This is a genomic window from Synechococcus sp. W4D4, assembly GCF_047716805.1.
GTDB lineage: Bacteria > Cyanobacteriota > Cyanobacteriia > PCC-6307 > Cyanobiaceae > Vulcanococcus.
In genome coordinates this window covers 670,178-691,737 of record NZ_CP180404.1, presented here as the reverse complement: position 1 = coordinate 691,737, position 21,560 = coordinate 670,178, and the positions used below count along the sequence as shown (strand labels likewise).

Below are 21,560 nucleotides of genomic sequence, written 5' to 3'. Positions count from 1 at the left end.
GACATCAGCCGTACTCGCTGCCGACTGAAACAAGATCGAGGGGCTCGGGCGAATCAGGGAGCATGAGGTCGTCGAAGGTCTGGTCGAGGGCGGCGATCAGATCAGCACCATCGGCATTGCCCTGATCATCAATCTGGATGTCGACAGGCGAATCGGATTCAAGATCGTTGATCTGCTCGGCGAGCACATTGAAGACCTCCTGCTCGATCACGCCGTACGCATCAGCGGAAAGGGCATTGGCATCGAGGTAGTCACTGACCGCAAGGTCAAGGCCACTGGCCAGTTCCGCTTGCGAGAGGTCGCCATTGCCGTCGAGGTCACCGATGGTGTGCATGCTCTCGAGGTAGCTGCTCACCAGATCCTCAACGGAGCTCGCAGCAGACGAGTCGACGACGATGGGCTCCAACGAAGCGTCGGGGTGATCGACAGAAGCAACAGCAAAGGCCACGTCTTCCGCCAGGCCTGTGCTGCCGTCGTCATAGGTCACAGTCATCTGGCCATAAACCTGAACGTCACCATCGGCGGCTGTGTAGGGAGCGCTATCGGCGTGGTACTCCAGGGCAATGGATTCAATATCCCAGTGATCAAGGCCGTAGAACTCGCCCTCTTGCTGAATTCCGTCAATATTCAGGTCCTGCCAAACACCGAAGTACTCCCAGGCATGATCACTGGCATCCAAGAGGCCGTCACCATTGCTGTCGAAGTAAGCGGCAAGAGCCTGCATATCGGTCAGGACATCAGGGTCATCACCCCACATCGTGAAGACGAACTCCTTGGCTTCTGCGATTAAGCCATCGGCGTTGTAGTCGTAGACAAGGAGGCCGTCTTCTGGAGCGACCCAAGCCGTCGAAAGGCTTCCGAGGGCCGCGATAAAAATCTCTACCGAACCACTATCAGCAGACAAGTACGAAATATAAGCATCAGAGTTTAAGTCAATAGAGATCGGGGGAAGCGTCGGCGAAGCAAACTCAAGAGCAAGCGAAGCGGAGACAAAGTCGCCATCACCATCAACAATCACCACTGGAAGATCTGTAGAGACCGACTCAGTCGATGGCACAGCCGTCTTAAAGTCCCCAATCTTGAAGGATTCGCCACCAATATTGGTATATGTCAATGCGTTATATCCATTAGCCGTATACGCGAAAATGATCGTACCAGTTTGCGAATTCCCCGTATCACCAACCACACCGTCTACACGGACATCCTTGCCATCAGATCCGTACCCGAATTCAACCTGATAGGCACGAGAAACACCATCCGCATCAACGAACTGGTAAGAAGTCGTAGACGAAGTCACATAGCTTCCATTTGTAATAATTGGATCACCATTGGCCGCAATACCAGACTGATATCCAATCACAATACCCGTAATTTCATCCTTGGTGACAGTGCTTTCGCTCAACTGACCAGCACCCTTCAGGCCGCCCACAGAATTAACAGCACCATCATCATCATCCCAAGCCGACACCAAAACAGATGATCCATTCGTCTGGGTCAAACGAGCACTTGCCCCCTGCGTTAGGTAATGAGAATCAAAATTATAAGAGCGATCATCCTGATCAGAGAAGTCTTGATTACCCTTAGCCTTAGAACCATACAGGTCGGTCACGAAGTCAACTCGGTAAGCCTCGTTCAGATATACAGATTGACCAGATGAGATTCCGCCAAGAATTCCACTCGTGTTAATTGTCCCAAGCGGTGAATAGGTGAAGGTAGTAGTCGAGCCTGCCCCACTAGAGGAAGCAAGCCAAGGCGTAAACAAGACATTAGAACTATCGTCATCGACCAGGGCAGATCCATCACCCCAACCAGACCAGGCACCATTACCACCTGTGTAATCGTAATATTCATCAGTAAAGCTAACCTGCGTCGTTGCGTCGACCGGCTTGGTCATCACAACCTCCGACCCGTTACTGGATGAATCAAGTTCGACCTGAAAGACGACTTGAGACCCAGCAGAAGCAATCAGAATTGTTCCCGAAGGATTCAGTGCATATGTTACAGGAGCATATTGATAGGTCAAACCTGAGACGAACCCATCAAGAGAAGCATCAAATCGCACATTGCCATTACTATCAGCGCCATAGGCTTCGGTCAGATCTGTAGCAGAGGCGACAAGACTAGATGTACCTTCTTCTGCAGCAAGATTTAGAACGGAGAGGCCTTGAATCGTGACTGTGTCAATTGGACCATCATCGCCAAACACAAAGCTCGACGCCACATCGGCTGATGTCACCAGCTGATTGACATAATCTCCATCCGCATCCGTCGTCCTCACTGACGCTTGGATCTTCAGATCCAGCCCGCCGTCCGCAAGGTCAACTCGATCTCCGCTATAGACACCGCTATACGAACTCAAATCCGTTCCGTCCGTCGCCGTTCCGTGCTCCAAAGACAGCGACTGGGTCTGCGTCATCGCACCCGTCGTTCCATCAATCGTGATCGTGAATGCCGTCGACAATGGGGTGGCTCCGATGTCGGCAGAGCTCGCTCCCGTCAACGTCAATCCATTAGCTGACAAGAACGCATACACCTTCGTCGTTCCATCCGACGACAGCACAAGACCCGTATCGAATCCAGCTCCGCCGGCCGTCAGATCATCCGACACAAATCGAATGCCCTGATCGTTTACTCCGTCACCGTCCGCATCACTCTCAGCCGTATTAATCGTGACCGTTCCAAATCCATCCGCTCCGTATACAGGCGTCACCGCTGCAATAAACGCCGCCGCTACATCAGCGATCCCATCGTCCGTATCGGAAGCGGCCAGAGCGGTGTCATTGCCACCAAACAAACCACCATCGCCCGTGATCAGCGACAGCGATCCCAAATTCACACTCCCAACGACTCCATCACCGGGACCGTCATCGCCAAACACAAAGCTCGACGCCACATCGGCTGATGTCACCAGCTGATTGACATAATCTCCATCCGCATCCGTCGTCCTCACTGACGCTTGGATCTTCAGATCCAGCCCGCCGTCCGCAAGGTCAACTCGATCTCCGCTATAGACACCGCTATACGAACTCAAATCCGTTCCGTCCGTCGCCGTTCCGTGCTCCAAAGACAGCGACTGGGTCTGCGTCATCGCACCCGTCGTTCCATCAATCGTGATCGTGAATGCCGTCGACAATGGGGTGGCTCCGATGTCGGCAGAGCTCGCTCCCGTCAACGTCAATCCATTAGCTGACAAGAACGCATACACCTTCGTCGTTCCATCCGACGACAGCACAAGACCCGTATCGAATCCAGCTCCGCCGGCCGTCAGATCATCCGACACAAATCGAATGCCCTGATCGTTTACTCCGTCACCGTCCGCATCACTCTCAGCCGTATTAATCGTGACCGTTCCAAATCCATCCGCTCCGTATACAGGCGTCACCGCTGCAATAAACGCCGCCGCTACATCAGCGATCCCATCGTCCGTATCGGAAGCGGCCAGAGCGGTGTCATTGCCACCAAACAAACCACCATCGCCCGTGATCAGCGACAGCGATCCCAAATTCACACTCCCAACGACTCCATCACCGGGACCGTCATCGCCAAACACAAAGCTCGACGCCACATCGGCTGATGTCACCAGCTGATTGACATAATCTCCATCCGCATCCGTCGTCCTCACTGACGCTTGGATCTTCAGATCCAGCCCGCCGTCCGCAAGGTCAACTCGATCTCCGCTATAGACACCGCTATACGAACTCAAATCCGTTCCGTCCGTCGCCGTTCCGTGCTCCAAAGACAGCGACTGGGTCTGCGTCATCGCACCCGTCGTTCCATCAATCGTGATCGTGAATGCCGTCGACAATGGGGTGGCTCCGATGTCGGCAGAGCTCGCTCCCGTCAACGTCAATCCATTAGCTGACAAGAACGCATACACCTTCGTCGTTCCATCCGACGACAGCACAAGACCCGTATCGAATCCAGCTCCGCCGGCCGTCAGATCATCCGACACAAATCGAATGCCCTGATCGTTTACTCCGTCACCGTCCGCATCACTCTCAGCCGTATTAATCGTGACCGTTCCAAATCCATCCGCTCCGTATACAGGCGTCACCGCTGCAATAAACGCCGCCGCTACATCAGCGATCCCATCGTCCGTATCGGAAGCGGCCAGAGCGGTGTCATTGCCACCAAACAAACCACCATCGCCCGTGATCAGCGACAGCGATCCCAAATTCACACTCCCAACGACTCCATCACCGGGACCGTCATCGCCAAACACAAAGCTCGACGCCACATCGGCTGATGTCACCAGCTGATTGACATAATCTCCATCCGCATCCGTCGTCCTCACTGACGCTTGGATCTTCAGATCCAGCCCGCCGTCCGCAAGGTCAACTCGATCTCCGCTATAGACACCGCTATACGAACTCAAATCCGTTCCGTCCGTCGCCGTTCCGTGCTCCAAAGACAGCGACTGGGTCTGCGTCATCGCACCCGTCGTTCCATCAATCGTGATCGTGAATGCCGTCGACAATGGGGTGGCTCCGATGTCGGCAGAGCTCGCTCCCGTCAACGTCAATCCATTAGCTGACAAGAACGCATACACCTTCGTCGTTCCATCCGACGACAGCACAAGACCCGTATCGAATCCAGCTCCGCCGGCCGTCAGATCATCCGACACAAATCGAATGCCCTGATCGTTTACTCCGTCACCGTCCGCATCACTCTCAGCCGTATTAATCGTGACCGTTCCAAATCCATCCGCTCCGTATACAGGCGTCACCGCTGCAATAAACGCCGCCGCTACATCAGCGATCCCATCGTCCGTATCGGAAGCGGCCAGAGCGGTGTCATTGCCACCAAACAAACCACCATCGCCCGTGATCAGCGACAGCGATCCCAAATTCACACTCCCAACGACTCCATCACCGGGACCGTCATCGCCAAACACAAAGCTCGACGCCACATCGGCTGATGTCACCAGCTGATTGACATAATCTCCATCCGCATCCGTCGTCCTCACTGACGCTTGGATCTTCAGATCCAGCCCGCCGTCCGCAAGGTCAACTCGATCTCCGCTATAGACACCGCTATACGAACTCAAATCCGTTCCGTCCGTCGCCGTTCCGTGCTCCAAAGACAGCGACTGGGTCTGCGTCATCGCACCCGTCGTTCCATCAATCGTGATCGTGAATGCCGTCGACAATGGGGTGGCTCCGATGTCGGCAGAGCTCGCTCCCGTCAACGTCAATCCATTAGCTGACAAGAACGCATACACCTTCGTCGTTCCATCCGACGACAGCACAAGACCCGTATCGAATCCAGCTCCGCCGGCCGTCAGATCATCCGACACAAATCGAATGCCCTGATCGTTTACTCCGTCACCGTCCGCATCACTCTCAGCCGTATTAATCGTGACCGTTCCAAATCCATCCGCTCCGTATACAGGCGTCACCGCTGCAATAAACGCCGCCGCTACATCAGCGATCCCATCGTCCGTATCGGAAGCGGCCAGAGCGGTGTCATTGCCACCAAACAAACCACCATCGCCCGTGATCAGCGACAGCGATCCCAAATTCACACTCCCAACGACTCCATCACCGGGACCGTCATCGCCAAACACAAAGCTCGACGCCACATCGGCTGATGTCACCAGCTGATTGACATAATCTCCATCCGCATCCGTCGTCCTCACTGACGCTTGGATCTTCAGATCCAGCCCGCCGTCCGCAAGGTCAACTCGATCTCCGCTATAGACACCGCTATACGAACTCAAATCCGTTCCGTCCGTCGCCGTTCCGTGCTCCAAAGACAGCGACTGGGTCTGCGTCATCGCACCCGTCGTTCCATCAATCGTGATCGTGAATGCCGTCGACAATGGGGTGGCTCCGATGTCGGCAGAGCTCGCTCCCGTCAACGTCAATCCATTAGCTGACAAGAACGCATACACCTTCGTCGTTCCATCCGACGACAGCACAAGACCCGTATCGAATCCAGCTCCGCCGGCCGTCAGATCATCCGACACAAATCGAATGCCCTGATCGTTTACTCCGTCACCGTCCGCATCACTCTCAGCCGTATTAATCGTGACCGTTCCAAATCCATCCGCTCCGTATACAGGCGTCACCGCTGCAATAAACGCCGCCGCTACATCAGCGATCCCATCGTCCGTATCGGAAGCGGCCAGAGCGGTGTCATTGCCACCAAACAAACCACCATCGCCCGTGATCAGCGACAGCGATCCCAAATTCACACTCCCAACGACTCCATCACCGGGACCGTCATCGCCAAACACAAAGCTCGACGCCACATCGGCTGATGTCACCAGCTGATTGACATAATCTCCATCCGCATCCGTCGTCCTCACTGACGCTTGGATCTTCAGATCCAGCCCGCCGTCCGCAAGGTCAACTCGATCTCCGCTATAGACACCGCTATACGAACTCAAATCCGTTCCGTCCGTCGCCGTTCCGTGCTCCAAAGACAGCGACTGGGTCTGCGTCATCGCACCCGTCGTTCCATCAATCGTGATCGTGAATGCCGTCGACAATGGGGTGGCTCCGATGTCGGCAGAGCTCGCTCCCGTCAACGTCAATCCATTAGCTGACAAGAACGCATACACCTTCGTCGTTCCATCCGACGACAGCACAAGACCCGTATCGAATCCAGCTCCGCCGGCCGTCAGATCATCCGACACAAATCGAATGCCCTGATCGTTTACTCCGTCACCGTCCGCATCACTCTCAGCCGTATTAATCGTGACCGTTCCAAATCCATCCGCTCCGTATACAGGCGTCACCGCTGCAATAAACGCCGCCGCTACATCAGCGATCCCATCGTCCGTATCGGAAGCGGCCAGAGCGGTGTCATTGCCACCAAACAAACCACCATCGCCCGTGATCAGCGACAGCGATCCCAAATTCACACTCCCAACGACTCCATCACCGGGACCGTCATCGCCAAACACAAAGCTCGACGCCACATCGGCTGATGTCACCAGCTGATTGACATAATCTCCATCCGCATCCGTCGTCCTCACTGACGCTTGGATCTTCAGATCCAGCCCGCCGTCCGCAAGGTCAACTCGATCTCCGCTATAGACACCGCTATACGAACTCAAATCCGTTCCGTCCGTCGCCGTTCCGTGCTCCAAAGACAGCGACTGGGTCTGCGTCATCGCACCCGTCGTTCCATCAATCGTGATCGTGAATGCCGTCGACAATGGGGTGGCTCCGATGTCGGCAGAGCTCGCTCCCGTCAACGTCAATCCATTAGCTGACAAGAACGCATACACCTTCGTCGTTCCATCCGACGACAGCACAAGACCCGTATCGAATCCAGCTCCGCCGGCCGTCAGATCATCCGACACAAATCGAATGCCCTGATCGTTTACTCCGTCACCGTCCGCATCACTCTCAGCCGTATTAATCGTGACCGTTCCAAATCCATCCGCTCCGTATACAGGCGTCACCGCTGCAATAAACGCCGCCGCTACATCAGCGATCCCATCGTCCGTATCGGAAGCGGCCAGAGCGGTGTCATTGCCACCAAACAAACCACCATCGCCCGTGATCAGCGACAGCGATCCCAAATTCACACTCCCAACGACTCCATCACCGGGACCGTCATCGCCAAACACAAAGCTCGACGCCACATCGGCTGATGTCACCAGCTGATTGACATAATCTCCATCCGCATCCGTCGTCCTCACTGACGCTTGGATCTTCAGATCCAGCCCGCCGTCCGCAAGGTCAACTCGATCTCCGCTATAGACACCGCTATACGAACTCAAATCCGTTCCGTCCGTCGCCGTTCCGTGCTCCAAAGACAGCGACTGGGTCTGCGTCATCGCACCCGTCGTTCCATCAATCGTGATCGTGAATGCCGTCGACAATGGGGTGGCTCCGATGTCGGCAGAGCTCGCTCCCGTCAACGTCAATCCATTAGCTGACAAGAACGCATACACCTTCGTCGTTCCATCCGACGACAGCACAAGACCCGTATCGAATCCAGCTCCGCCGGCCGTCAGATCATCCGACACAAATCGAATGCCCTGATCGTTTACTCCGTCACCGTCCGCATCACTCTCAGCCGTATTAATCGTGACCGTTCCAAATCCATCCGCTCCGTATACAGGCGTCACCGCTGCAATAAACGCCGCCGCTACATCAGCGATCCCATCGTCCGTATCGGAAGCGGCCAGAGCGGTGTCATTGCCACCAAACAAACCACCATCGCCCGTGATCAGCGACAGCGATCCCAAATTCACACTCCCAACGACTCCATCACCGGGACCGTCATCGCCAAACACAAAGCTCGACGCCACATCGGCTGATGTCACCAGCTGATTGACATAATCTCCATCCGCATCCGTCGTCCTCACTGACGCTTGGATCTTCAGATCCAGCCCGCCGTCCGCAAGGTCAACTCGATCTCCGCTATAGACACCGCTATACGAACTCAAATCCGTTCCGTCCGTCGCCGTTCCGTGCTCCAAAGACAGCGACTGGGTCTGCGTCATCGCACCCGTCGTTCCATCAATCGTGATCGTGAATGCCGTCGACAATGGGGTGGCTCCGATGTCGGCAGAGCTCGCTCCCGTCAACGTCAATCCATTAGCTGACAAGAACGCATACACCTTCGTCGTTCCATCCGACGACAGCACAAGACCCGTATCGAATCCAGCTCCGCCGGCCGTCAGATCATCCGACACAAATCGAATGCCCTGATCGTTTACTCCGTCACCGTCCGCATCACTCTCAGCCGTATTAATCGTGACCGTTCCAAATCCATCCGCTCCGTATACAGGCGTCACCGCTGCAATAAACGCCGCCGCTACATCAGCGATCCCATCGTCCGTATCGGAAGCGGCCAGAGCGGTGTCATTGCCACCAAACAAACCACCATCGCCCGTGATCAGCGACAGCGATCCCAAATTCACACTCCCAACGACTCCATCACCGGGACCGTCATCGCCAAACACAAAGCTCGACGCCACATCGGCTGATGTCACCAGCTGATTGACATAATCTCCATCCGCATCCGTCGTCCTCACTGACGCTTGGATCTTCAGATCCAGCCCGCCGTCCGCAAGGTCAACTCGATCTCCGCTATAGACACCGCTATACGAACTCAAATCCGTTCCGTCCGTCGCCGTTCCGTGCTCCAAAGACAGCGACTGGGTCTGCGTCATCGCACCCGTCGTTCCATCAATCGTGATCGTGAATGCCGTCGACAATGGGGTGGCTCCGATGTCGGCAGAGCTCGCTCCCGTCAACGTCAATCCATTAGCTGACAAGAACGCATACACCTTCGTCGTTCCATCCGACGACAGCACAAGACCCGTATCGAATCCAGCTCCGCCGGCCGTCAGATCATCCGACACAAATCGAATGCCCTGATCGTTTACTCCGTCACCGTCCGCATCACTCTCAGCCGTATTAATCGTGACCGTTCCAAATCCATCCGCTCCGTATACAGGCGTCACCGCTGCAATAAACGCCGCCGCTACATCAGCGATCCCATCGTCCGTATCGGAAGCGGCCAGAGCGGTGTCATTGCCACCAAACAAACCACCATCGCCCGTGATCAGCGACAGCGATCCCAAATTCACACTCCCAACGACTCCATCACCGGGACCGTCATCGCCAAACACAAAGCTCGACGCCACATCGGCTGATGTCACCAGCTGATTGACATAATCTCCATCCGCATCCGTCGTCCTCACTGACGCTTGGATCTTCAGATCCAGCCCGCCGTCCGCAAGGTCAACTCGATCTCCGCTATAGACACCGCTATACGAACTCAAATCCGTTCCGTCCGTCGCCGTTCCGTGCTCCAAAGACAGCGACTGGGTCTGCGTCATCGCACCCGTCGTTCCATCAATCGTGATCGTGAATGCCGTCGACAATGGGGTGGCTCCGATGTCGGCAGAGCTCGCTCCCGTCAACGTCAATCCATTAGCTGACAAGAACGCATACACCTTCGTCGTTCCATCCGACGACAGCACAAGACCCGTATCGAATCCAGCTCCGCCGGCCGTCAGATCATCCGACACAAATCGAATGCCCTGATCGTTTACTCCGTCACCGTCCGCATCACTCTCAGCCGTATTAATCGTGACCGTTCCAAATCCATCCGCTCCGTATACAGGCGTCACCGCTGCAATAAACGCCGCCGCTACATCAGCGATCCCATCGTCCGTATCGGAAGCGGCCAGAGCGGTGTCATTGCCACCAAACAAACCACCATCGCCCGTGATCAGCGACAGCGATCCCAAATTCACACTCCCAACGACTCCATCACCGGGACCGTCATCGCCAAACACAAAGCTCGACGCCACATCGGCTGATGTCACCAGCTGATTGACATAATCTCCATCCGCATCCGTCGTCCTCACTGACGCTTGGATCTTCAGATCCAGCCCGCCGTCCGCAAGGTCAACTCGATCTCCGCTATAGACACCGCTATACGAACTCAAATCCGTTCCGTCCGTCGCCGTTCCGTGCTCCAAAGACAGCGACTGGGTCTGCGTCATCGCACCCGTCGTTCCATCAATCGTGATCGTGAATGCCGTCGACAATGGGGTGGCTCCGATGTCGGCAGAGCTCGCTCCCGTCAACGTCAATCCATTAGCTGACAAGAACGCATACACCTTCGTCGTTCCATCCGACGACAGCACAAGACCCGTATCGAATCCAGCTCCGCCGGCCGTCAGATCATCCGACACAAATCGAATGCCCTGATCGTTTACTCCGTCACCGTCCGCATCACTCTCAGCCGTATTAATCGTGACCGTTCCAAATCCATCCGCTCCGTATACAGGCGTCACCGCTGCAATAAACGCCGCCGCTACATCAGCGATCCCATCGTCCGTATCGGAAGCGGCCAGAGCGGTGTCATTGCCACCAAACAAACCACCATCGCCCGTGATCAGCGACAGCGATCCCAAATTCACACTCCCAACGACTCCATCACCGGGACCGTCATCGCCAAACACAAAGCTCGACGCCACATCGGCTGATGTCACCAGCTGATTGACATAATCTCCATCCGCATCCGTCGTCCTCACTGACGCTTGGATCTTCAGATCCAGCCCGCCGTCCGCAAGGTCAACTCGATCTCCGCTATAGACACCGCTATACGAACTCAAATCCGTTCCGTCCGTCGCCGTTCCGTGCTCCAAAGACAGCGACTGGGTCTGCGTCATCGCACCCGTCGTTCCATCAATCGTGATCGTGAATGCCGTCGACAATGGGGTGGCTCCGATGTCGGCAGAGCTCGCTCCCGTCAACGTCAATCCATTAGCTGACAAGAACGCATACACCTTCGTCGTTCCATCCGACGACAGCACAAGACCCGTATCGAATCCAGCTCCGCCGGCCGTCAGATCATCCGACACAAATCGAATGCCCTGATCGTTTACTCCGTCACCGTCCGCATCACTCTCAGCCGTATTAATCGTGACCGTTCCAAATCCATCCGCTCCGTATACAGGCGTCACCGCTGCAATAAACGCCGCCGCTACATCAGCGATCCCATCGTCCGTATCGGAAGCGGCCAGAGCGGTGTCATTGCCACCAAACAAACCACCATCGCCCGTGATCAGCGACAGCGATCCCAAATTCACACTCCCAACGACTCCATCACCGGGACCGTCATCGCCAAACACAAAGCTCGACGCCACATCGGCTGATGTCACCAGCTGATTGACATAATCTCCATCCGCATCCGTCGTCCTCACTGACGCTTGGATCTTCAGATCCAGCCCGCCGTCCGCAAGGTCAACTCGATCTCCGCTATAGACACCGCTATACGAACTCAAATCCGTTCCGTCCGTCGCCGTTCCGTGCTCCAAAGACAGCGACTGGGTCTGCGTCATCGCACCCGTCGTTCCATCAATCGTGATCGTGAATGCCGTCGACAATGGGGTGGCTCCGATGTCGGCAGAGCTCGCTCCCGTCAACGTCAATCCATTAGCTGACAAGAACGCATACACCTTCGTCGTTCCATCCGACGACAGCACAAGACCCGTATCGAATCCAGCTCCGCCGGCCGTCAGATCATCCGACACAAATCGAATGCCCTGATCGTTTACTCCGTCACCGTCCGCATCACTCTCAGCCGTATTAATCGTGACCGTTCCAAATCCATCCGCTCCGTATACAGGCGTCACCGCTGCAATAAACGCCGCCGCTACATCAGCGATCCCATCGTCCGTATCGGAAGCGGCCAGAGCGGTGTCATTGCCACCAAACAAACCACCATCGCCCGTGATCAGCGACAGCGATCCCAAATTCACACTCCCAACGACTCCATCACCGGGACCGTCATCGCCAAACACAAAGCTCGACGCCACATCGGCTGATGTCACCAGCTGATTGACATAATCTCCATCCGCATCCGTCGTCCTCACTGACGCTTGGATCTTCAGATCCAGCCCGCCGTCCGCAAGGTCAACTCGATCTCCGCTATAGACACCGCTATACGAACTCAAATCCGTTCCGTCCGTCGCCGTTCCGTGCTCCAAAGACAGCGACTGGGTCTGCGTCATCGCACCCGTCGTTCCATCAATCGTGATCGTGAATGCCGTCGACAATGGGGTGGCTCCGATGTCGGCAGAGCTCGCTCCCGTCAACGTCAATCCATTAGCTGACAAGAACGCATACACCTTCGTCGTTCCATCCGACGACAGCACAAGACCCGTATCGAATCCAGCTCCGCCGGCCGTCAGATCATCCGACACAAATCGAATGCCCTGATCGTTTACTCCGTCACCGTCCGCATCACTCTCAGCCGTATTAATCGTGACCGTTCCAAATCCATCCGCTCCGTATACAGGCGTCACCGCTGCAATAAACGCCGCCGCTACATCAGCGATCCCATCGTCCGTATCGGAAGCGGCCAGAGCGGTGTCATTGCCACCAAACAAACCACCATCGCCCGTGATCAGCGACAGCGATCCCAAATTCACACTCCCAACGACTCCATCACCGGGACCGTCATCGCCAAACACAAAGCTCGACGCCACATCGGCTGATGTCACCAGCTGATTGACATAATCTCCATCCGCATCCGTCGTCCTCACTGACGCTTGGATCTTCAGATCCAGCCCGCCGTCCGCAAGGTCAACTCGATCTCCGCTATAGACACCGCTATACGAACTCAAATCCGTTCCGTCCGTCGCCGTTCCGTGCTCCAAAGACAGCGACTGGGTCTGCGTCATCGCACCCGTCGTTCCATCAATCGTGATCGTGAATGCCGTCGACAATGGGGTGGCTCCGATGTCGGCAGAGCTCGCTCCCGTCAACGTCAATCCATTAGCTGACAAGAACGCATACACCTTCGTCGTTCCATCCGACGACAGCACAAGACCCGTATCGAATCCAGCTCCGCCGGCCGTCAGATCATCCGACACAAATCGAATGCCCTGATCGTTTACTCCGTCACCGTCCGCATCACTCTCAGCCGTATTAATCGTGACCGTTCCAAATCCATCCGCTCCGTATACAGGCGTCACCGCTGCAATAAACGCCGCCGCTACATCAGCGATCCCATCGTCCGTATCGGAAGCGGCCAGAGCGGTGTCATTGCCACCAAACAAACCACCATCGCCCGTGATCAGCGACAGCGATCCCAAATTCACACTCCCAACGACTCCATCACCGGGACCGTCATCGCCAAACACAAAGCTCGACGCCACATCGGCTGATGTCACCAGCTGATTGACATAATCTCCATCCGCATCCGTCGTCCTCACTGACGCTTGGATCTTCAGATCCAGCCCGCCGTCCGCAAGGTCAACTCGATCTCCGCTATAGACACCGCTATACGAACTCAAATCCGTTCCGTCCGTCGCCGTTCCGTGCTCCAAAGACAGCGACTGGGTCTGCGTCATCGCACCCGTCGTTCCATCAATCGTGATCGTGAATGCCGTCGACAATGGGGTGGCTCCGATGTCGGCAGAGCTCGCTCCCGTCAACGTCAATCCATTAGCTGACAAGAACGCATACACCTTCGTCGTTCCATCCGACGACAGCACAAGACCCGTATCGAATCCAGCTCCGCCGGCCGTCAGATCATCCGACACAAATCGAATGCCCTGATCGTTTACTCCGTCACCGTCCGCATCACTCTCAGCCGTATTAATCGTGACCGTTCCAAATCCATCCGCTCCGTATACAGGCGTCACCGCTGCAATAAACGCCGCCGCTACATCAGCGATCCCATCGTCCGTATCGGAAGCGGCCAGAGCGGTGTCATTGCCACCAAACAAACCACCATCGCCCGTGATCAGCGACAGCGATCCCAAATTCACACTCCCAACGACTCCATCACCGGGACCGTCATCGCCAAACACAAAGCTCGACGCCACATCGGCTGATGTCACCAGCTGATTGACATAATCTCCATCCGCATCCGTCGTCCTCACTGACGCTTGGATCTTCAGATCCAGCCCGCCGTCCGCAAGGTCAACTCGATCTCCGCTATAGACACCGCTATACGAACTCAAATCCGTTCCGTCCGTCGCCGTTCCGTGCTCCAAAGACAGCGACTGGGTCTGCGTCATCGCACCCGTCGTTCCATCAATCGTGATCGTGAATGCCGTCGACAATGGGGTGGCTCCGATGTCGGCAGAGCTCGCTCCCGTCAACGTCAATCCATTAGCTGACAAGAACGCATACACCTTCGTCGTTCCATCCGACGACAGCACAAGACCCGTATCGAATCCAGCTCCGCCGGCCGTCAGATCATCCGACACAAATCGAATGCCCTGATCGTTTACTCCGTCACCGTCCGCATCACTCTCAGCCGTATTAATCGTGACCGTTCCAAATCCATCCGCTCCGTATACAGGCGTCACCGCTGCAATAAACGCCGCCGCTACATCAGCGATCCCATCGTCCGTATCGGAAGCGGCCAGAGCGGTGTCATTGCCACCAAACAAACCACCATCGCCCGTGATCAGCGACAGCGATCCCAAATTCACACTCCCAACGACTCCATCACCGGGACCGTCATCGCCAAACACAAAGCTCGACGCCACATCGGCTGATGTCACCAGCTGATTGACATAATCTCCATCCGCATCCGTCGTCCTCACTGACGCTTGGATCTTCAGATCCAGCCCGCCGTCCGCAAGGTCAACTCGATCTCCGCTATAGACACCGCTATACGAACTCAAATCCGTTCCGTCCGTCGCCGTTCCGTGCTCCAAAGACAGCGACTGGGTCTGCGTCATCGCACCCGTCGTTCCATCAATCGTGATCGTGAATGCCGTCGACAATGGGGTGGCTCCGATGTCGGCAGAGCTCGCTCCCGTCAACGTCAATCCATTAGCTGACAAGAACGCATACACCTTCGTCGTTCCATCCGACGACAGCACAAGACCCGTATCGAATCCAGCTCCGCCGGCCGTCAGATCATCCGACACAAATCGAATGCCCTGATCGTTTACTCCGTCACCGTCCGCATCACTCTCAGCCGTATTAATCGTGACCGTTCCAAATCCATCCGCTCCGTATACAGGCGTCACCGCTGCAATAAACGCCGCCGCTACATCAGCGATCCCATCGTCCGTATCGGAAGCGGCCAGAGCGGTGTCATTGCCACCAAACAAACCACCATCGCCCGTGATCAGCGACAGCGATCCCAAATTCACACTCCCAACGACTCCATCACCGGGACCGTCATCGCCAAACACAAAGCTCGACGCCACATCGGCTGATGTCACCAGCTGATTGACATAATCTCCATCCGCATCCGTCGTCCTCACTGACGCTTGGATCTTCAGATCCAGCCCGCCGTCCGCAAGGTCAACTCGATCTCCGCTATAGACACCGCTATACGAACTCAAATCCGTTCCGTCCGTCGCCGTTCCGTGCTCCAAAGACAGCGACTGGGTCTGCGTCATCGCACCCGTCGTTCCATCAATCGTGATCGTGAATGCCGTCGACAATGGGGTGGCTCCGATGTCGGCAGAGCTCGCTCCCGTCAACGTCAATCCATTAGCTGACAAGAACGCATACACCTTCGTCGTTCCATCCGACGACAGCACAAGACCCGTATCGAATCCAGCTCCGCCGGCCGTCAGATCATCCGACACAAATCGAATGCCCTGATCGTTTACTCCGTCACCGTCCGCATCACTCTCAGCCGTATTAATCGTGACCGTTCCAAATCCATCCGCTCCGTATACAGGCGTCACCGCTGCAATAAACGCCGCCGCTACATCAGCGATCCCATCGTCCGTATCGGAAGCGGCCAGAGCGGTGTCATTGCCACCAAACAAACCACCATCGCCCGTGATCAGCGACAGCGATCCCAAATTCACACTCCCAACGACTCCATCACCGGGACCGTCATCGCCAAACACAAAGCTCGACGCCACATCGGCTGATGTCACCAGCTGATTGACATAATCTCCATCCGCATCCGTCGTCCTCACTGACGCTTGGATCTTCAGATCCAGCCCGCCGTCCGCAAGGTCAACTCGATCTCCGCTATAGACACCGCTATACGAACTCAAATCCGTTCCGTCCGTCGCCGTTCCGTGCTCCAAAGACAGCGACTGGGTCTGCGTCATCGCACCCGTCGTTCCATCAATCGTGATCGTGAATGCCGTCGACAATGGGGTGGCTCCGATGTCGGCAGAGCTCGCTCCCGTCAACGTCAATCCATTAGCTGACAAGAACGCATACACCTTCGTCGTTCCATCCGACGACAGCACAAGACCCGTATCGAATCCAGCTCCGCCGGCCGTCAGATCATCCGACACAAATCGAATGCCCTGATCGTTTACTCCGTCACCGTCCGCATCACTCTCAGCCGTATTAATCGTGACCGTTCCAAATCCATCCGCTCCGTATACAGGCGTCACCGCTGCAATAAACGCCGCCGCTACATCAGCGATCCCATCGTCCGTATCGGAAGCGGCCAGAGCGGTGTCATTGCCACCAAACAAACCACCATCGCCCGTGATCAGCGACAGCGATCCCAAATTCACACTCCCAACGACTCCATCACCGGGACCGTCATCGCCAAACACAAAGCTCGACGCCACATCGGCTGATGTCACCAGCTGATTGACATAATCTCCATCCGCATCCGTCGTCCTCACTGACGCTTGGATCTTCAGATCCAGCCCGCCGTCCGCAAGGTCAACTCGATCTCCGCTATAGACACCGCTATACGAACTCAAATCCGTTCCGTCCGTCGCCGTTCCGTGCTCCAAAGACAGCGACTGGGTCTGCGTCATCGCACCCGTCGTTCCATCAATCGTGATCGTGAATGCCGTCGACAATGGGGTGGCTCCGATGTCGGCAGAGCTCGCTCCCGTCAACGTCAATCCATTAGCTGACAAGAACGCATACACCTTCGTCGTTCCATCCGACGACAGCACAAGACCCGTATCGAATCCAGCTCCGCCGGCCGTCAGATCATCCGACACAAATCGAATGCCCTGATCGTTTACTCCGTCACCGTCCGCATCACTCTCAGCCGTATTAATCGTGACCGTTCCAAATCCATCCGCTCCGTATACAGGCGTCACCGCTGCAATAAACGCCGCCGCTACATCAGCGATCCCATCGTCCGTATCGGAAGCGGCCAGAGCGGTGTCATTGCCACCAAACAAACCACCATCGCCCGTGATCAGCGACAGCGATCCCAAATTCACACTCCCAACGACTCCATCACCGGGACCGTCATCGCCAAACACAAAGCTCGACGCCACATCGGCTGATGTCACCAGCTGATTGACATAATCTCCATCCGCATCCGTCGTCCTCACTGACGCTTGGATCTTCAGATCCAGCCCGCCGTCCGCAAGGTCAACTCGATCTCCGCTATAGACACCGCTATACGAACTCAAATCCGTTCCGTCCGTCGCCGTTCCGTGCTCCAAAGACAGCGACTGGGTCTGCGTCATCGCACCCGTCGTTCCATCAATCGTGATCGTGAATGCCGTCGACAATGGGGTGGCTCCGATGTCGGCAGAGCTCGCTCCCGTCAACGTCAATCCATTAGCTGACAAGAACGCATACACCTTCGTCGTTCCATCCGACGACAGCACAAGACCCGTATCGAATCCAGCTCCGCCGGCCGTCAGATCATCCGACACAAATCGAATGCCCTGATCGTTTACTCCGTCACCGTCCGCATCACTCTCAGCCGTATTAATCGTGACCGTTCCAAATCCATCCGCTCCGTATACAGGCGTCACCGCTGCAATAAACGCCGCCGCTACATCAGCGATCCCATCGTCCGTATCGGAAGCGGCCAGAGCGGTGTCATTGCCACCAAACAAACCACCATCGCCCGTGATCAGCGACAGCGATCCCAAATTCACACTCCCAACGACTCCATCACCGGGACCGTCATCGCCAAACACAAAGCTCGACGCCACATCGGCTGATGTCACCAGCTGATTGACATAATCTCCATCCGCATCCGTCGTCCTCACTGACGCTTGGATCTTCAGATCCAGCCCGCCGTCCGCAAGGTCAACTCGATCTCCGCTATAGACACCGCTATACGAACTCAAATCCGTTCCGTCCGTCGCCGTTCCGTGCTCCAAAGACAGCGACTGGGTCTGCGTCATCGCACCCGTCGTTCCATCAATCGTGATCGTGAATGCCGTCGACAATGGGGTGGCTCCGATGTCGGCAGAGCTCGCTCCCGTCAACGTCAATCCATTAGCTGACAAGAACGCATACACCTTCGTCGTTCCATCCGACGACAGCACAAGACCCGTATCGAATCCAGCTCCGCCGGCCGTCAGATCATCCGACACAAATCGAATGCCCTGATCGTTTACTCCGTCACCGTCCGCATCACTCTCAGCCGTATTAATCGTGACCGTTCCAAATCCATCCGCTCCGTATACAGGCGTCACCGCTGCAATAAACGCCGCCGCTACATCAGCGATCCCATCGTCCGTATCGGAAGCGGCCAGAGCGGTGTCATTGCCACCAAACAAACCACCATCGCCCGTGATCAGCGACAGACCGGTGAAGACGGGGGTGACCGCAGTGGTTTCCGGTTCGTCATCGCCGAACCGTATCAACTGAGTTAGATCGACTATATCCGTCGCTGTACCAGTAGAAGTGGTGAGGGTCCCTTGTAATTGAATCGCAGTCTGGCTTGTATCGAGACCCAAGCCAATCTCATTATCAGTCTCCGAGCCAGGAACACCATGTTCAACAGCTCGCAACTGCGTCAGTGTGACAGTGCCACTAGTACTAGCCGTGGAGACACGAAAGACAACATCGCCGTCAGTATTGCGCCCTTCAACAACGAGCTCACTCACCTGAACCAGTGTAACCGTCTGACCTGTGCTGACATCCACCAGTGGCAGGTCGGTACTATCGCCAAGCAGAAGCTCAAAGGCCAACGTGCCCGGAGCCGGAGCAACAACAGGAATCGAAATCGTGACCTCTGAGAGAGCCACATCTTGACCGTCACCTACATTTGATCCCTCGCTTGGATTAGTTGCAGTAGAGAGAGATGAGTCTTGCGTCAACAGTGGATCATCATCAAGACTGAACTCCAGCTCAGGTGGATCCTCCGGCGTCCCGGGGGAAGTGTTCGTTAAATCACTAATCGTGTCGCCTTCGACCGCAAATGCCTGGGGTTGGAGCGGATCAGACGCATCCCCCGTCGGTGGCTGGCCAGGCTCCTGCTGCGGGACCAATGCCGGTTGGGACTCCTCAACAGTTGTAGTGGGGAACAAAGGGATGCCCCCGCTGCTCCCCTGCGGTGCGTACTGCGGACCAGGGATCGTGGGCTTCGCCACAACCTCTGGCGGTGGTGGCTGGTCCACCGTTTCCGGGATCCCTTCGTAGGGAATGTTCTGAAACGCCGTGGCCCCACCTGGCAGAAGAAACTCACCGTGTGGATCGGGCATCTTCCGGTCCTGGACGTTGCCCGCCATGTCCCGATCGGTTTCTGCCGCTTGGGCATCGCCACCAGGATTGAGAGCAAAACCGAGTCCTTCTTCTGCTGGCATCGATCCCTACGCCGAAGCGCACATCTATTGCCAAGGTATTGACATCGGTTGCCTTCAGAAGGCAAAGAAGTAGGGCAGGTGGTTAAGAATCAAGGCAAATCGAAAGGAGATAGAAAGAAGCCTTCCAGATCCCGCATGCAGGCTTGGATCTGGAAGGAAGTGATCAAGCGAAAAAACAAAAGAGAGGTCTTTAGCGACTCTCTCGAAGGGCTGAATCCATCGTCCGAGTAAACGGCTGGAAGAGATAACGCAGAACGCTGCGGCGTTGCCCCTGGATATCCGCAACCAGAGGCATCCCCGCTTGAATCGGAAATTTCTTGCGGCGCTGATCCACAAACTGCCGGTCCAGCTCCACCCGTGCCAGGTAGTAGTAGGCACGGGTATCCGGATCTTGAACCGTTGTGCCCGCCAAACTCAGCACCTTGCCGGGCACAGAGCCATAAATGGTGGAATCAAACGGCTGGAGCTTCACGTCCACCCGTTGACCCACCTTCACAAAGCCAATGTCTTTGGATGGCACCCGCACCTCCACCAACTTCTTACTGCCAGTCGGAACGACCTGCAGAACCACGGCACCTGGGCCCACCACAGCACCTGGGGCCTTGTAGCGCAGGTCGCTGATCACCCCACTGACCGGGGCCGTGACCTTGGTGCGCTCGAGCTGGTTGCGCACTTTTTTGATGTTTTCGGCCACGACAGCTTCTTCGCTCACCAACTCCGCAATTTGTGAGTTGTTCTCGAACTGCAGTCCGGATTCCACCCCCTTCAGGTTGGCTTGTGCCTGGCTCAGGGCCTTGCGCGCTTCATTCCGCGCCCCCTTCATCTCCGCTAACTGCGTCTTGGTATGGAGCAACTGCAACCTTGAGGCCCCGCCGGATTCCTGAAGCGACGCCCACATCGCCACCTGCTGGGTTTGGAGATTGATCTGCTCGTTCAACCCATCGACCTCTGCCTGCTTCTGCTGCACCGTCGCCCGAGCAGCCGCCAGCTGGTCGGCTCGATTGGCAAGGCGACTGGTCAGCAGCTGTTGCTGGGCAGCACTGACCTTGTTGCCCTGCTCCATCCCCTTGAGATCGCCAACTGAGATGGTGGCGTCACCACGAATCGCCGCCTGCAGTTGCTTTTGCTGCAGCAACAGGTTCTCGAGCTTCTGCTCAGCGGCGTCATATTCACTGCCCACCAACTTGGGGTTGAGCTCCAGCAACACCTGTCCCTCTTTCACCTCCTGGCCATCGCGGACATCCACCTTGGAGACAATCCCTCCCTCCAGGTGCTGAACCACATTCACCGCACCCTCCGGCACGACCTCACCGGAAGCCTGAACGACCTGCGTCAACGGAGTCAGCGCCGCCCAGGGAACAAACAAAGCTGCTGCACCACCAAGGAAGTACAAGGACAAGCGCAGGTGACGATTGTCCGGCTTTTGCTCGAGATCAAGGGCCTGGGATAAACGCTGATGTCCAACCAACGCCGCCACGTCGGATTGATCCAAGCCAGGCAGCTTGGCAAACCAGCCGGCAGAGGGGGGAGTGGATGCACCCTCGTTCTTGGTTGGCTCAGGGTTGGTGTTGACAGGGAAGGAAGTCATGGCATGAAGAGAAAATGGTGA

General features: G+C 56.1%; 2 protein-coding genes and 1 pseudogene. All 3 read right to left on the bottom strand.

Annotated features, from left to right (window positions below):
- Positions 1 to 4 precede the first annotated feature (4 nt).
- Entirely contained in the window at positions 5 to 19,009 is a 19,005-nt protein-coding gene (locus tag ACLM42_RS03720; protein ID WP_415400195.1) for a hypothetical protein, read from the bottom strand.
- Between the two features lie 99 nt (positions 19,010 to 19,108).
- A pseudogene (locus ACLM42_RS03715) lies at positions 19,109 to 19,849 on the bottom strand (DUF5801 repeats-in-toxin domain-containing protein); the annotation flags it as partial.
- 292 nt (positions 19,850 to 20,141) lie between these two features.
- Complete coding sequence (locus ACLM42_RS03710) at positions 20,142 to 21,539, bottom strand: HlyD family type I secretion periplasmic adaptor subunit (RefSeq protein WP_415399785.1); 1,398 nt, start codon at positions 21,537 to 21,539, stop codon at positions 20,142 to 20,144.
- Positions 21,540 to 21,560 lie beyond the last annotated feature (21 nt).

Excerpts from the sequence above, each read along its gene's own strand:
- ACLM42_RS03710 (WP_415399785.1), bottom strand. The coding sequence starts at position 21,539 with ATGACTTCCTTCCCTGTCAACACCAACCCTGAGCCAACCAAGAACGAG.